At 72.6% G+C, this 14,970-nt stretch carries 13 protein-coding genes; 7 read left to right on the top strand and 6 right to left on the bottom strand.

All coding sequences use genetic code 11. The features are described from left to right. Positions 1 to 134 precede the first annotated feature (134 nt). From ACGH2B_RS05080 to ACGH2B_RS05070, 3 genes are all read left to right on the top strand, one after another. Positions 135 to 728 carry a DUF5998 family protein gene (locus ACGH2B_RS05080; RefSeq protein ID WP_399084725.1) on the top strand — a complete coding sequence of 198 codons (594 nt, stop codon included), beginning with the start codon at positions 135 to 137 and terminating at the stop codon, positions 726 to 728. After that, the gene (locus ACGH2B_RS05075) at positions 728 to 1,918 is read left to right on the top strand and encodes an alkaline phosphatase family protein (protein ID WP_399084722.1); all 1,191 of its coding nucleotides are present in this window, start codon (positions 728 to 730) and stop codon (positions 1,916 to 1,918) included. The genes ACGH2B_RS05080 and ACGH2B_RS05075 overlap by 1 nt, the downstream gene beginning before the upstream one ends. Before the next feature lie 195 nt (positions 1,919 to 2,113). Beyond that, on the top strand, positions 2,114 to 2,764 hold the full coding sequence (locus tag ACGH2B_RS05070; protein ID WP_399084719.1) for a thymidine kinase: 651 nt from the start codon (positions 2,114 to 2,116) through the stop codon (positions 2,762 to 2,764). Positions 2,765 to 2,971: 207 nt separating this feature from the next. Here the strand turns inward: ACGH2B_RS05070 and ACGH2B_RS05065 are convergent, their stop codons facing one another. Together ACGH2B_RS05065 and ACGH2B_RS05060 are read right to left on the bottom strand one after the other, a co-directional pair. Next, a complete protein-coding gene (locus ACGH2B_RS05065) occupies positions 2,972 to 3,700 on the bottom strand; it encodes a thioesterase II family protein (RefSeq protein ID WP_399084716.1) in 729 nt (242 codons plus the stop codon). Between the two features lie 641 nt (positions 3,701 to 4,341). Next, positions 4,342 to 5,139, bottom strand: a complete 798-nt coding sequence (locus ACGH2B_RS05060; protein WP_399084712.1) for a VOC family protein — start codon at positions 5,137 to 5,139, stop codon at positions 4,342 to 4,344. 249 nt (positions 5,140 to 5,388) lie between these two features. Between ACGH2B_RS05060 and ACGH2B_RS05055 the strand changes: the two genes are divergently transcribed. Next, entirely contained in the window at positions 5,389 to 6,225 is an 837-nt protein-coding gene (locus ACGH2B_RS05055) for a sulfurtransferase (protein WP_399084709.1), read from the top strand. Between the two features lie 66 nt (positions 6,226 to 6,291). On the opposite strand, the gene sepH is transcribed toward ACGH2B_RS05055, so the two are convergent. Then, complete coding sequence (gene sepH / locus ACGH2B_RS05050) at positions 6,292 to 7,386, bottom strand: septation protein SepH (RefSeq protein ID WP_399084706.1); 1,095 nt, start codon at positions 7,384 to 7,386, stop codon at positions 6,292 to 6,294. Between the two features lie 465 nt (positions 7,387 to 7,851). Here sepH and ACGH2B_RS05045 point away from each other — a divergent pair, with 465 nt between their 5' ends. Beyond that, positions 7,852 to 9,009, top strand: a complete 1,158-nt coding sequence (locus tag ACGH2B_RS05045) for a hypothetical protein (protein ID WP_399084703.1) — start codon at positions 7,852 to 7,854, stop codon at positions 9,007 to 9,009. A gap of 62 nt (positions 9,010 to 9,071) precedes the next feature. Here the strand turns inward: ACGH2B_RS05045 and ACGH2B_RS05040 are convergent, their stop codons facing one another. Then, the gene (locus tag ACGH2B_RS05040) at positions 9,072 to 10,412 is read right to left on the bottom strand and encodes a D-arabinono-1,4-lactone oxidase (protein ID WP_399084700.1); all 1,341 of its coding nucleotides are present in this window, start codon (positions 10,410 to 10,412) and stop codon (positions 9,072 to 9,074) included. 647 nt (positions 10,413 to 11,059) lie between these two features. After that, entirely contained in the window at positions 11,060 to 12,325 is a 1,266-nt protein-coding gene (locus ACGH2B_RS05035; RefSeq protein ID WP_399084697.1) for an MFS transporter, read from the bottom strand. A gap of 299 nt (positions 12,326 to 12,624) precedes the next feature. Between ACGH2B_RS05035 and ACGH2B_RS05030 the strand changes: the two genes are divergently transcribed. After that, on the top strand, positions 12,625 to 13,764 hold the full coding sequence (locus tag ACGH2B_RS05030; protein WP_399084694.1) for a ferrochelatase: 1,140 nt from the start codon (positions 12,625 to 12,627) through the stop codon (positions 13,762 to 13,764). 94 nt (positions 13,765 to 13,858) lie between these two features. Next, complete coding sequence (locus ACGH2B_RS05025; RefSeq protein WP_399084691.1) at positions 13,859 to 14,659, top strand: inositol monophosphatase family protein; 801 nt, start codon at positions 13,859 to 13,861, stop codon at positions 14,657 to 14,659. Positions 14,660 to 14,723: 64 nt separating this feature from the next. Here the strand turns inward: ACGH2B_RS05025 and ACGH2B_RS05020 are convergent, their stop codons facing one another. Next, the gene (locus tag ACGH2B_RS05020) at positions 14,724 to 14,897 is read right to left on the bottom strand and encodes a hypothetical protein (RefSeq protein ID WP_169750012.1); all 174 of its coding nucleotides are present in this window, start codon (positions 14,895 to 14,897) and stop codon (positions 14,724 to 14,726) included. Positions 14,898 to 14,970 lie beyond the last annotated feature (73 nt).

The raw sequence follows: 14,970 nt of genomic DNA, 5'->3' as shown, positions 1-14,970 counted from the left end.
CGCGTCCGCCCCGGGACGGGCCGCACCGCCCTCGCCCACCGGCCGCCCCGCGCGGGCGCGCCCGCGCGGGACCGGGCGGACCGGCCCGTCCCGGGCGTCCTGCCGCCCCCGTGCGGGCCCGTAAGATGGAGGACATGGCTAAGACCGGTACGACGACCCAGGGGCTGCGCGCGGCGATCGAGCGCAGCGGCTACTACCCGGCCCTCGTGGCCGAGGCGGTGCAGGCCGCCGTCGGCGGTGAGCCGGTCGCGGCGTACCTGGTGCACCAGGAGACGACCTTCGACGCCAACGAGGTCCGCCGCCATGTGACCGTCCTCGTCCTCACCGGCACCCGCTTCATCGTCAGCCACACCGATGAGCAGGCCGCCGACGCCACCTCCCCGTCCCCGTACGCCACGACCTCGACGGAGTCCGTGAAGCTGGGCCGGATCTCCTCGGTGGTGCTCAGCCGGGTGGTGGCCAACCCGGAGTCGTACACCCCGGGCCAGCTTCCCCGCGAGGTCGTGCTCACCATCGGCTGGGGCGCCGTCGCCCGTCTCGACCTGGAGCCCGCCACCTGCGGCGACCCCAACTGCGAGGCGGATCACGGCTACACCGGATCCTCCACCGCCGACGATCTCTCGCTGCGGGTCAGCGAGGCCGGCGACGGCCCGGACTCCGTCCGCGAGACGCTCACCTTCGCGCAGGCGCTCTCCGAGGCCACCGCGGCCACCACGAGCGCCCGCTGATGGGGTACACCGCCCCCGCCTGGCCGGAGCCCGAGCCGCTCGACCCGCTGACCGCCCCGCTGCCCCGTTACGGCACCGGCTCGCTCGCCGATCTGCTCCCTGCCGTCGTCGCAGGTCAGGGCGTGTCCGGCCCGCCGACGGCGATGGAGCTGGCGCCCGCCGACCGGGCCTGCGTCTTCCTCATCGACGGCCTCGGCTGGGAGCTGCTGCGCGCCCACCCGGACGAGGCGCCGTTCCTGACGTCCCTCCTGGACACCTCGTGCAACGGCACCGGCCGCCCGCTCACCGCCGGTTTCCCCTCCACCACCGCCACCTCCCTCGCCTCCGTCGGCACCGGCCTGCCCCCGGGCGCGCACGGTCTGCCCGGCTACACCTGCGAGGACCCGTCCTCCGGTGCGCTGATGAACCAGCTCCGCTGGCAGCCGTGGACCGATCCGTACGCCTGGCAGCCGTACCCGACGGTGTTCCAGCTCGCCGACGCGGCAGGTGTGCACACCTGCCAGGTCTCCGCGCCGCACTTCGCGCAGACCCCGCTGACCAAGATCGCGCTCAGCGGCGGCACCTTCCACGGCCGCCTCAGCGGCGAGGAGCGGATGGACCTCGCCGCCGCCCAACTCGCCGCCGGCGACCGCTCGCTGGTCTACACGTACTACGCCGAGGTCGACGGCAACGGCCACCGCTACGGCGTGGACTCCGATGCCTGGCGCGGTCAGCTGATGTACGTCGACCGGCTCGCGCAGCGCCTGGCCGAACAACTCCCGCCGCGCAGCGCCCTGTACGTCACCGCCGACCACGGCATGATCGACATCCCCTTCGACCCGGAGTCGCGGATCGACTTCGACGAGGACTGGGAACTGCGCGCCGGTGTCCGTCTGCTGGGCGGCGAGGGCCGCGCCCGCCATGTCTACGCCCACCCGGGCGCGGCGGACGATGTGCTCGCCGTGTGGCGGGAGGTCGTCGGTGAGCAGATGTGGGTGGCGAGCCGTGAGGAGGCCATCGCGGCGGGCTGGTTCGGGCCGCACGTCGACGACCGGGTGCGCGGCCGGATCGGCGATGTCGTCGCCGCGGCCCACGCCGACATGGTGATCATCGCGAGCGAGCGTGAGCCCGGTGAGTCGAAGATGGTCGGCATGCACGGGTCGATGACCCCGGTGGAGCAGCTCGTTCCGCTGCTGGAGGTCCGTACCTGATCCGCGCGTCCGTGCCCGGCCCCGTGCCTGACGCCGCGCCGCCCCGCCCCGCCGTTCCCGTCCTGCCGCCATGAGCCCGAAAGGCCCGCGATCCGTCATGCCCCGGACCGGCCGCCCGCCCCGGGGCGCCGGACGGTGCTCCGGGCCGCGCGGCGTCCCCCGCATCCCGCCCGTCCGAAAGGTCACCCTCTCCTGATGTCCGAACTGGTCTTCTTCTCCGGCACCATGGATTGCGGGAAGAGCACCCTGGCGCTCCAGATGGGCCACAACCGCTCGGCGCGCGGCCTCCAGGGCGTGATCTTCACCCGTGACGACCGGGCCGGCGCGGGCAAGCTCTCCTCACGGCTCGGCCTGGTGACGGACGCCGTCGAGGCGGCGCCGGACATGGACCTCTACGCCCATCTCGTCGGGGAGATGTCGAAGGGCGGCAAGGTCGACTACGTGATCGTGGACGAGGCGCAGTTCCTCCACCCCGAGCAGATCGACCAACTCGCCCGCGTCGTCGACGATCTGGGGCTGGACGTCTTCGCGTTCGGCATCACCACCGACTTCCGCACCCGTCTCTTCCCCGGCTCCCAGCGGCTGATCGAACTGGCGGACCGGATCGAGGCGCTCCAGGTCGAGGCGATGTGCTGGTGCGGGGCGCGCGCCACCCACAACGCCCGCACCGTGGGCGGCGAGATGGTCGTCGAGGGCGAGCAGGTCGTCGTCGGCGACGTGAACCAGCACGAGGGCGACATCGGCTACGAGGTCCTGTGCCGCCGCCACCACCTGCGCCGGGTGACCAGTGCCACCGCACGCGCGGATGTCCTTTCCCCGGACGTCCTGCCGGTCGATCCCGCCTGACCTCCGCTCCGGTTCCCAGTCGTTCCGGAGCCCCCTTCACCGCTCTACGCGAGCCTCGGCGGGGGAGTGCGGGAACGGTGCCGGTGATCATTCCGGAGAGGCGAGGTCATGCTGTATCGGTGGGCCTGTTCAGAGCCGGTGGACGATTTCGGACGTCTGGTCTGGCGTTCTCCCTGGCCGGGATGGACCGCGAGCGCACCGGAGCGGTCAGCCGTCCGCCGGCTCCGTGAGCAGCTCCGCGGGCGGGTACTGCGCCAGGTAGAAGTGGTCACCGGACAGCGTCCGCAGCGTGAACGCGCCCCGTGTCGCCTCCCGCCAGGCGGCGGCCTCTCCGGTCGTCACCCGGGGGTCCGTGTCCCCGACGAGCGCGGTCACCGGGCACGACAGCGGCCCCCGGGGCGGCGGACCGTACAAGGAGAGCATCCGGAAGTCCGCCTTGACGTACGGCACCACCAGCTCCAGGAAGGCGGGGTTGCCGAGCAGTTCGGCGTCGGTGCCGCCCAGCTCGGCCAGGGTCGCGGTGACCGCCGCGTCGTCCCAGGCGGCTGCTGCGGCGGGATCGGCCCGGACCAACTGCGGCGCACGGGCGCCGGAGGCGAAGAGACGCCGGGGCGGGCGGCCCGCCTCCTCCAGCGCCACGGCCACCTCGTAGGCGACCATCGCCCCCATGCTGTGGCCGAAGAGCACCGTGGGCCGTCCGTCGCGCAGCAACTCGCCCAGCTCACCGGCTATCTGGCGGGCCATCGCCGCCAGATCGGTGGCGGGCTCCTCCACGATCCGCTCGGCGCGCCCCGGGTAGCAGACCACGTGCACCTCGGTGTCGGAGAGCGCCTTGCTCCAGCTCCGGAAGAAGAAGGGCGACCCTCCGGCATGCGGGAAGCAGATCACCCGCCGCGCCGCGAACGGCCGCGGCTCAGCACACTGTGTCCAGCTCATCCTGCCTCCCCGACCAGCGCTTTCCCTCACCACAACGAACCGGATCCAGTCTAACGACGCCCACTGACAGCGGTCCGACGCGCCCGCGCGGCGCGCTGCCGGAAACCGCCCCGATGACGGGAAGTCAACGCCGTGTCAGCAGCCACCGGAGGGCGAGGAGCCGGGCGATGTGCCCGTTCCGCTGACGCCCCGGATACCGGAGCACGAGGCGCCGCCCCCTGCGATGACCAGGACGTCACCCTCCTCACGCTGACGTCATCCTCCTCACGCTGACGCTGCCTTCCTCGGACCGCCGAACGACGAAGGCCGGCGCTCGTGACCAGCCTCCACGCAGCGCCCGCAGGTCCGGCAGGTGGCCCTCGGCGAGGATCTGCCGGGATGCCGCGCTCGCCCATCCCTAGGAGCACCGGATCGATACGCGACCGCGCAGCCTGCGGGAATCCGCCTGACCAAGGGGCTGTCCGAGCCCGCGCCGCCCCGCGTACGCAAGGGGCCTGGGCACTCCGAGGCCGCCCCGCGTCGGCGTCCCGCGTACAACGGGCCGGGGCTGTCCGACCCTGCCCCGCCTGGCCACCCCCCCCCGCACGCACATGGGCCTGGACGCTCCGAGACCGTGCCCCCACCGCCCCGGATCACCCGCCCTACGCCCTCGCCCCCGCTTCACCCGACACCGGCCGGACAACGGTGAAAACAGCGCCCCCGGGGTCGGCCACCGTCGCGAGCCGCCCATGGGGCGAGTCGCGCGGCGGCCGCACCACCTGGCCGCCGAGCCTCTCGACCCGCCGGGCCGCGGCATCGGTGTCCGGCACCGCGAAGTACGTCAGCCACCGCGGGCCCGCCGCACGCGGCAGCGCGTTGCCCACCCCGTGCAGCCCGGCCACCGGGCGCCCCTTCAGGCACAGCGTCAGATAGTCGAAGTCCGCCGAGACCACCGCCCGCGGCTCGTAGCCGAAGACCTGTGTGTAGAACGGCCCGGCGGAGTGGGTCTCGCGGGTGACCAACTCGTTCCACACCGGGGTGCCCGGCTCCCCGGCCGCCGCGGTCCCGGTCATCGCGCGGCCCTGCCACACGCCGAAGACCGCGCCCTGCGGATCGCAGGCGAGCGCCATCCGCCCGGCGTCGTCGGCGTCCAGCGGCCCCACGCCCACCGTTCCGCCGCAGTACCGGATCCGCTCCGCCGTCGCGTCCGCGTCGTCGCTGGCCAGATAGGTGGTCCAGGCGACAGGCAGCCGCCGGTCGGCCACGGGCTCCCCGAGCCCGGCCACCTCCCGCCCGTCCAGAACGGCACGGCAGTACGGCCCCAGATGCTGCGGCCCCGGCCGGAACTCCCAGCCGAACAGCGCACTGTAGAACTCCTGCGCCACCGCCAGGCGGTGCGTCAGCAGGCTCACCCAGCAGGGCGCACCGGTCATCCGCCGGGTCACTGCCTCGGTCGTCATCGTCACTCACTCCTCGCACCCTCGCCGGGCACCGTGGGACGGGCACCAGGCCCGGGGCAGAGATGCTCGCACCAGGCACCCCGTGACACCCCCCGGCCGCGCCGCCCCCGGAGTCCTCCTCCTGGAGAACGCCCGTTTTCGGCGGTGATACCCCGATACCGTGACTGGAGCGGGCGGCACGGCCTCCGCCATACGGAGGGTACGCGCCCGCCTTCCGTACGTAGCCGCCCCTACGCAAGGATGAGTGCCATGAGTGACATCATCACCGCTACCGAACTCGCGAGCGCGTCGGCCGGTGCCAACCCGCCCGTCCTCCTGGACGTCCGCTGGCAGCTCCAGGGACCGCACGGCCGCGCCGACTACGAGGCGGGACACCTGCCCGGCGCCGTCTTCATCGACCTCGACGCCGACCTCGCCGGCCCGCCCGGCGACGAGGGCCGCCATCCCCTCCCCGACCTCGCCGTCCTCACCGCCGCCCTGCGCCGCGCCGGCGTACGGTCCGACCGCCCCGTCGTCACGTACGACGCGGGCCAGGGCTGGGCCGCGGCACGCGCCTGGTGGCTGCTGCGCTGGGCCGGACACCGCGACGTCCGCGTGCTCGACGGCGGCCTCGCGGCCTGGACGGCGTCCGGCGGCGCGGTGACGACGGAGATCCCACGGCCGCAGGAGAGCGACTTCACGCCCGAGCCCGGCGGACTGCCGCAGTTGACGGCGGACGAGGCGGCGGCCCTGGCCCGCCGCGGCGTCCTGCTGGACGCCCGGTCCGCCGAGCGGTACCGGGGCGAGGCCGCGGCCGTCGACCGCGTCGGCGGCCACATCCCCGGCGCCGTCTCCGCCCCGACCACGGAGAACGTCACCGACGACCACACCTTCCGCCCCGCCACCGCGCTGGCCGAACGGTTCGCGGCACTGGGTGCCGAGCCCGGCGCCGAGGTCGGCGTCTACTGCGGTTCGGGCGTCTCCGGCGCCCAGGAGGTGCTGGCCCTCTCCCTCGCGGGCATCCCGGCCGCGCTGTACGTCGGCTCGTGGAGCGGCTGGACCGCCGACTCCTCCCGCCCCGTCGCCACCGGCGCCCAGCCCGGCTGAGCCACCACACGACGAGCAGCCCGCCCCGCGCGGTACGGGACGGGCTGCTCGTGGGGTACGACGGTGCTACTCCTGCTTCTTGCGCCGGGTACCGAAGACGATCTCGTCCCAGCTCGGCACGGCGGCCCGGCGCCCGGGGCGGACCCCGTCGGCCTCCGCCTGCCGGTCGGTGGTTCCGGTCAGCCGGTCCCGGTGCCCGGCGACCGCCCGCGGCATCAGCACATCGGCGTACGCGGACCCGGCCCCCGCACTCGCCGCCGGCGCGGCCGGCTCCTCGATCTCGTCATCCATCGGCTCGTCCACCGGCGTCGCCGTGACACTGTCCGGCACGACCATGTCGCCCCGGAAACTCGGCACCGCCTCCAGCAGACTGGTCAGCGAATCCCGCTCCCGCTCGGCGCCGGCCTCCTCGGCGGTCTGCGGCGCCGTCTCCTCCTCGACGGGGGCGACGCGCTCCGCACGCTCGGGCGTCTGCCGGTCCAGGGCGCGGTCCAGCGGCCGGTCGCGCGGCAGCCGCGCGATCCGGGGCACGAACGGGAAGCTGGGCTCGGGCGTGTCGTCGGCCTCGCCGATCAGCGCCCGCGCCTCCTCACCGACGGCCTGGACGAGTCGCCGGGGCGGGTCGTACGTCCAGGCGGCGGAGAACGGCTCACCGGCGACGCGGTAGACCAGCAGCACCTCCCAGGTGCCGTCGTCGCGGCGCCAGGAGTCCCACTGCACACTGTCCTTGTCGGCGCCGCGCAGCAGCAGCCGCTCTGCCACCGCCTCCCCCAGTTGCGGCCCGGCGTTCTCCCCGGGGCGCCGCACCGGCGTCTTCCGGGCCCGCTCGGCCATGAAGGCCCGCTCGGCGAGCACCGGTCCCTCGAAGCGGCGGACACGTTCGACGGGGATCCCGGCGAGCTGGGCGACCTCCTCGGCGGAGGCTCCCGCTCTTATCCGCGCCTGGATGTCACGCGGCCGCAGGTGGCTCTCGACCTCGATCTCGATCTGGCCCAGGCGCGCGCGGTCGTTACGGACGGCGGCCCGCAGCCGCTCGTCGATCGGCAGTGTGTACTCGGTGCTGTCCGCAGCTTTGAGCACCAGCCGTGTGCCGTCGTTGGAGACGGCCACGACACGCAGTTCGGGCATGGGGACCTCCCGGGTGGTGCCTGCCGACGTCACGTGCGTCGCTGCTTCCGCTGGTCGAGTGTGGCCTGCCCGGGGTGCAGCCTGCCACAACATTGTCGAGTTGCCCGGCGGATCGGGCCGGAGCCCGTAAACGCCGAAGCGAGACGGTTACCTGTTCGCAACGCCGGTGTCCGAATCGCCTGCCCTGGGACCGATCACCCGTGTCGAGCAGCGGCGCTCCAGGGCGGGTGCCACCTGTAGGGCCCCTCCCCGTGAGTCCGGGCAGCCGGACGGGATCCCGGGGCCAGGGCTCGCCACAGTACTCCATTCGGGCCACTGAAGTGCACCGCCGCGCCGCCGAAGTTGCGGTGCGACAACGGAGTTGAGTCGCCTTGTCGACCTCTCTACCACACCCACAGGTGGCGAGGTTCACAGAATCGCCAGATCCGGAACCATTCACTTCGCACAAAAGTATCTTTGGTGTGCAAGACGGATCGAAATGCCGATCAAGGGCTGGAGATGGACGAAGAAAGCAAAACCGACCGGAAGGGTAAGGAGAAGCGGATCGACCTGAGCGTGCCCCAGGTCGCCGGCAGCGCCCTCGCGGCGGCCTGCGCCGCTTTCCTCGCGGGCCAGCTCGGCGTCTACGGAACGATCATCGGCGCCGGCGTGGTCAGCATCGTGGCCACCACCGGTGGCTCGGTCTTCCAGCATCTGTTCCGGCGCACCGGCGAGCAGATCAAGGAAGCGACAGCCGCCACCCGCCCGCGGCCCCACGGCGCCACCCGGACCAGTGGCCCGCACGCCGCGGCCACCACGGTGCTGCCGTCCCTCGGCCGCGACGGGGCGCCGCACGAGGCCACCGCGTTCGCCGGGGAACCCACCGCACCGGTGGACGCCACCCGCACTCAGCTGCTGCCCCGGGCGGACGTCACGTCCACCGGGGGCGACGACGCGGCGACCCGCCTGCTGCGCCGCCCCGGAGCGGGTGTGCCGCTCGACGGCGCGACCCGCGCCTTGCGCACGGGGCCTCCGCCCGGCGCCACGGACCGTACACAGTTGGTGCCGCGCCTCGACGCGCACACCGTCGCCCTGGGGGCGGCGGCCGCGCAGGACAAGTCCGACGGTGGTGCCGAGACGGCGCCGTTCCCCGGTGATGAGACCGTCACCGCCACGTACGGAACCCGGCTACGCGGCTGGCGCCGTCCGGCCCTCGGGGCGGTCGGCATCTTCGTCCTCGCCATGGGGGCGGTCACCGGTGTCGAGGTGCTCATGGGGGAAACGGCGAGTGGCGGCTCCGGCACCACCCTCGGCCGCCTCGCCCACACCGGCGGCAGCCACCGCGACACCGCTCCCGACAATGCCCCGGCATCACCCACCCCGGATCACTCCCACGGCACGGGGCGGGACCACAACGCCCCCACGGGCGCTCCGGACACCACCACGGGGCCTGACAGCGGGAGCACACCAGGTGCGGGCGGCGGCGCGGACGGAGGATCGTCCGCTACCACCCCCGCGCCTACGCCCTCCGACGGCGCCACCCCGTCGTCCGAGCCGACCACGTCCGAGCCGACGGGACCGTCGGGGGACAAGAACGGGACCGGCGACACCGGCACCGGTGACCAGGACACCGGCGGAAAGAGCGCCGCCCAGGAGCCTGACCCGAACTCCTCCTGACAGCATCCACTCACCACGGCCGTGGCCGGTGCCCCTCCCGGGTGCCGGCCACGGCCGTGCTGTCATTCGCCCAGCACCCGCCGTAGATAGGCGTTGCCGAACAGCCGCTCCGGGTCGAGCCGATCCCGTACCGCGGTGAACTCACCGAACCGCGGATAGACGCCGGACAGATACGCCGCGTCCCGGGTGTGCAGCTTGCCCCAGTGCGGACGGCCGCCGTGCGCCGTCATGATGCGCTCGGCGGCCGAGAAGTACGCGCCGTACGGGGTGCCCCGGTACATGTGCACTGCCAGATAGACGGTGTCGCGCCCCGAGGCTGTCGACAAAGCGATGTCATCAGCCGGCGCACACCTCACCTCCACAGGGAAGGACACCTTGAAGCCCGACCGGACCACGAGCGCTTTCAGCTCACTCAGCGCACTCATGGCGGCCGCACGGGGCAGCGCGTACTCCATCTCCACGAACCGCACCCGGCGCGGTGAGGTGAACACCTTGTACGGGATATCGGTGTACGTCCGCGCCGACAGGGCGCGGCTGGCGAGTTTGGCGACGGCCGGGACGGTAGCCGGGACGGCCCGGCCCAGAGAGCAGGCTGCTTGGAAGACGCTGTTCGACAGCAACTCGTCCTCGACCCAGCCGCTGATCTTCCCGAGGGGGGCGACCGGCCCTGGGCTGCGGTTATTGCGCTTCGTACTGCAGTTCCCGGTGTGTGGGAACCAGTAGAACTCGAAGTGCTCGTTCTCGGTGGCCAACTCCTCGAACCGGTCGGTCACCTCGTCGAACGGCATGGGTTCCTCGCGGGCGGTCAGCAGGAACTCCGGTTCCACCGCGAACGTCAACTCGGTGATGACGCCGAGTGCCCCCAGGCCGAGCCGGGCCGCAGCGAAGACGTCCGGATGCTGCCCGGCCGAGCAACGAAGCACCGATCCGTCGGCGGTGACCAGCTCCAGGGCGGTGACCTGCGCGGCGAGGGAGGCGGAGTCCCGACCGGTGCCGTGCGTACCGGTCGAGGTCGCGCCGGAGGCGGTCTGCTCCATGATGTCGCCCATGTTGGTCAGCGACAGTCCGTGCGCGGCCAGCGTGCGGTTCAACTGATGCAGAGGCGTGCCGGCCGCCACCGTGACCGTTCCGGCCTCCCGGTCGATACCGCGCACCCCGCAGAGGCGTTCTGGACGTATCAACAGTCCGTCGGTGGCGGCGACCGAGGTGAAGGAGTGACCGGTGCCGACCGCTTTGACGGTCAGTCCGTCCTCGGCGGCGGACCGGACCGCGGCCGACAGCTCTTGGGTACTTGCCGGGGCCACGCTACGAGCAGGCCGAGTGGAGACGTTCCCCGCCCAGTTCCGCCACGCCCCTCCGCTGCCGCGCCCTCCTGAACCGCCGACGGCGTCGCTGACTGCCATGGTGACGTCCCCTCCCTGCGCGGGCAGCCCCTGACGGGACTACCGTCGGTCTGAAGTTGAGCGCATGATGCCAGTCGTTACTGGCCGGTTCAGGTGAGGTGATGAGAATCACACGGGATGGAAAGGGGTGGATTTCCCCCTCCTGGAGATCTCGCATCGCGCTTCGCTTCACTCGACGTGGCGCGTCGGTCTGTGCGGGGAGGAGGGGGCTGGGGAAGTGCGTCAGCCTCCGGCTGGTCTACTCCGGGTGGTGCCGCTGTGAGTGACTTCCCGGGGTGCGTCATTGCCGCTGACTGTTCCCCAGGGGAATGTCGACAATGCTCGCCGAGGGGCGTTGCCTGCTGTCGCTGTCGCTGTCGCTGTCGCTGTCGCTGTCTCTGTCGGCTCGGGAGGTGGTAGGGGATGGTCCAGAGGGGTGGCCGTTCTGTCTGTTCGCCAGCAGGTGCGCGACGGTTACCTGTGTGCCCGATAGGTACGTGGCGCGCCGCTCTGGTATCGGCGGGCCGTCGGTGCCCAGCGCCGGCTCGTCGCTGCATAGATGCCGCGTCTCTCGCAGGTCGCCGCGCGGTGCTATCGACAAAGCGACTTACGTGAGGGTGACTGTCACCTCGCATGAAGGCGACAGTCGCCGCCCGCCCCGCCGCCGACTACAACACTCGCTCCTCACCGGACCGCTCCTCACTGTCCGTCGCCCCGCCCTGCCGCACGACATGAGCAGGTCCGGCTACCGGAGCCGCAGGGCGAAGTCGGCGATATCCGAGCAGGGCCACCACTGTCCCGAGCAGACCGGCGGCGCACGGTACGAGGTAGCCGCGGCCCGCGCCTGCGGCGTCCACCACCCAGCCGGCGGCGGATGAGCCGAGTGCGACACCGACTGCGAGGCCGGTGCTCGTCCACGTCATGCCCTCGGTCAGTTTCTCCCGGGGCACGTGCTCCTCGACCAGTGCCATCGTCGTCACCATCGTGGGCGCGACCGAGAGTCCGGCGACGAACAGGGCGACGGCCAGCAGCGGCAGTGTTCCCGCCAGTTGCAGCGGCACCATGCTCACCGCCATGACGCACACACCCACCACCCACCGGCGGGACGGGTGTCCCTTCAGGTGCAGCAGTCCGAACACGGCGCCCGCCAGGCAGGAGCCCAGCGCGTAGACGGCCAGTACGAGGCTGGCCGCGCCCTTGTGGCCGTCCGCCTCGGCGAAGGCGACGGTCACCACGTCGATCGCGCCGAAGATCGCGCCCGTCGATACGAACGTCACCACCAGGACCTGCAGGCCCGGCGACTTCAGGGCTGACCCTGACGTGTGCTCGATACGCGGGTGTGGCACCGGCTCCGTGGCGCGCTGTGCCGTCAGCCAGAACACGCCGGCCACCAGGAAAACGGCCGCCAGCAGGGGCCCTGACTCCGGGAACCACGCTGTGCACAGCCCGATCGACAGGATCGGGCCGAAGATGAAGCAGCACTCGTCGACGATCGACTCCCACGAGTACGCGGTGTGCAGTTGGCGCGGTGAACCGCGGTAGAGCGCCGCCCACCGTGCCCGCACCATCGAGCCGACGCTCGGCACACACGCCGCGCATGCCGCGAACGCGAACAGCGTCCAGTCCGCCCAGCGCTGCTGCGCGCTCAGCAGCAGACCGGCTACTGCGGCCACCGACACCAGCGTCGCCGGACGCAGCACCCGGCGTTGCCCATAACGGTCCACCAGCCGGGAGATCTGCGGCCCCAGCAGCGCCGCGGACAGCGCGAGCGTCGCCGACAGCGCCCCGGCGAGGCCGTAGCGGCCGGTCAGCTGGGACACCATGGTCACCACGCCGATGCCCAGCATCGACAGCGGCATCCGCCCCAGGAGTCCGGCGGCGGAGAAGGATTTGGTGCCGGGCGGGCCGAAGATGGCGCGGTAGGGACTGGGCAACGAGGGTGCTCCGCCGGGTGAGGACCGAAGATCGGTAAGGGATGTCTGTGGCCGATACAGCTTACGGGGCCCCAGGGGAGCTCGCCTCCGCATTTCGGCCCTTTCGCCCGCCCCGTGCGCCCGTTTCCCGCGCGCCCAGGGCAAGTGACTGTCATCGCGCACCACCCCAGGCCGCCCTATGACGGCCCCTCCCAGGAGAGACCGCGCCCCGTGGCCCTATGGAGAGCGGCGCCCCGTGCCGCACACGGGTCGCCGGGGGCTGCCCGTCACGCAACGGTGAGGAGTGGGAGGATCGAGACATGCCCGAACAGTGCGATCCCCGTCCTTACGACGCCCTGCTGCTGCTCTCCTTCGGCGGGCCCGAAGGCCCCGATGACGTCGTCCCGTTCCTGGAGAACGTCACCCGCGGCCGCGGCATCCCCCGCGAGCGCCTCAAGGAGGTCGGGCAGCACTACTTCCTGTTCGGCGGCGTCAGCCCCATCAACGCCCAGAACCGGCACCTGCTGGACGCACTGCGCAAGGACTTCGCCGACCAGGGCCTGGACCTGCCCGTCTACTGGGGCAACCGCAACTGGGCGCCCTATCTGACGGACACCCTGCGCGCCATGGTGCGCGACGGTCACCGCCGGATCGCCGTCCTCGCCACCAGCGCGTACGCCTCGTACTCGGGCTGCCGTCAGTACCGCGAGAACCTCGCCGACGCGCTGGCCACCCTGAAGGACGAAGGGCTGGCCGTCCCGCAGGTCGACAAGCTCCGGCACTACTTCAACCACCCCGGGTTCGTCCGCCCGATGGTCGACGGTGTGCTCGCCTCCCTCGCGGAGCTTCCCGAGGAGGTCCGCGACGGCGCGCACCTGGCGTTCACCACCCACTCCATCCCCACCGCCGCCGCCGACACCTCGGGCACTCCGGCCGACCACACCACCGACGGGGCGGGCGGTGCGTACGTCGCCCAGCACCTGGACGTGGCCCGGGTGATCGCCGACGCGGTGCGCGAGGAGACCGGTGTCGACCACCCGTGGCGCCTCGTCTACCAGTCGCGCAGCGGCGCCCCCCACATCCCGTGGCTGGAACCGGACATCTGCGATCACCTGGAGGAACAGCACCGGCAGGGTGTTCCGGCCGTCGTGATGGCCCCCATCGGCTTCGTCTCCGACCACATGGAGGTCAAGTACGACCTCGACACCGAGGCCACGGCCAAGGCCGCGGAGCTGGGCCTGCCCGTCACCCGGTCGGCGACCGTCGGGGCCGACCCGCGCTTCGCCGCAGCCGTCCGCGACCTCCTCCTGGAGCGCGCCGCCACCGAACGCGGCCGCGACCCCCGGCGCTGCGCCCTGGGGGCGCTGGGCGCCTCCCACGACCTGTGCCCCGTCGGCTGCTGCCCCGCCCGCGCACCCCGCCCGGCCGCCGCCGGCGCCGACTGGACCGGCCCGGCCTAGAAACCGCACACCACGAGCGCTCCGGCCCGCCCCACAAGCGCGCCGGCGCCGCCACCCGTCCTTCTGCCCACCGCTCGACCGAGCAAGGAGCCCCGTGTCCGACCCGCTGTACGACGAACTTCTCCAGCTGGCCCTGGAGGCCGCCGACCGGGCCGGCCGGCTGCTCCGCGACGGCCGCCCCGCCGATCTTGGGGTGGCCGCCACGAAGACCAGCCCCATCGATGTCGTCACCGAGATGGACATCGCCTCCGAGAAGCTGATCACCGGCTTCCTCGCCGAGCACCGGCCGCACGACGGGTTCCTCGGCGAGGAGGGCGCCAGCGTCACCGGTACCAGCGGGGTGCGCTGGGTCATCGACCCCGTGGACGGGACCGTCAACTACCTCTACGGACTGCCCTCCTGGGCCGTGTCCATCGCCGCGGAGAAGGACGGCGAGGCCGTCGTCGGCGTGGTGGCCGCCCCGATGCGCGGGGAGACCTGCCATGCGGTCCTGGGGGGTGGCGCGTTCCTCAACGGGGAGCGCGTGCGCCACCGGCCCGCGCCCCCGTTCTCCCAGGCGCTCGTCGGCACCGGCTTCGGTTACCTCGCCGAGCGCCGCGCCGCGCAGGCCGAGGTGGTGCGTGTACTGGTGCCGCAGGTCCGGGACATCCGGCGCGGCGGTTCGGCCGCCATCGACCTGTGCGATGTGGCGTGCGGCCGCCTCGACGCCTACTACGAGCGTGGCCTGAACCCCTGGGACCTGGCCGCCGGGGCGCTCATCGCCCGCGAGGCCGGGGCGCTCACCGGCGGCCGCCCCGGCGAACCCGCCTCCCACGAGCTGACCGTCGCCGCGTCCCCCGAGATCTTCGGCACGCTGCAGCCGCTGCTGGAGGAACTGGGCGCCTGGCACGACTGACGGCGGACACGACTGCGCCCCGGCACCTGTGCGGTGACCGGGGCGCGGCGGTGTGCGGCGGACGTCAGGCGCGGACCGCGCCGACCTCCACCCCGTACTCGCTGGCCAGGCGCTGCAGGTCCTCGAGCTCTGCCTGCTCGACGTCGACGAGGTAGTCGTCGCCCGACGCGCGAGCCCGGTCCAGAACGGCTTCGGTGTTCCGTATGCGCTGCAGAATGCCTGCGGTGAACGCGTCCATGGTGCGCCCCCTCGTCGTGGGTCCGGGTTGGCACTGATGTGCCGACGGGTGGGTCGATCACGACAAGATCCCT

It is taken from the genome of Streptomyces sp. BBFR2 (assembly GCF_044497305.1).
In the GTDB taxonomy this organism is placed as follows: domain Bacteria; phylum Actinomycetota; class Actinomycetes; order Streptomycetales; family Streptomycetaceae; genus Streptomyces.
This window is presented reverse-complemented; position numbering and strand designations above follow the sequence as displayed.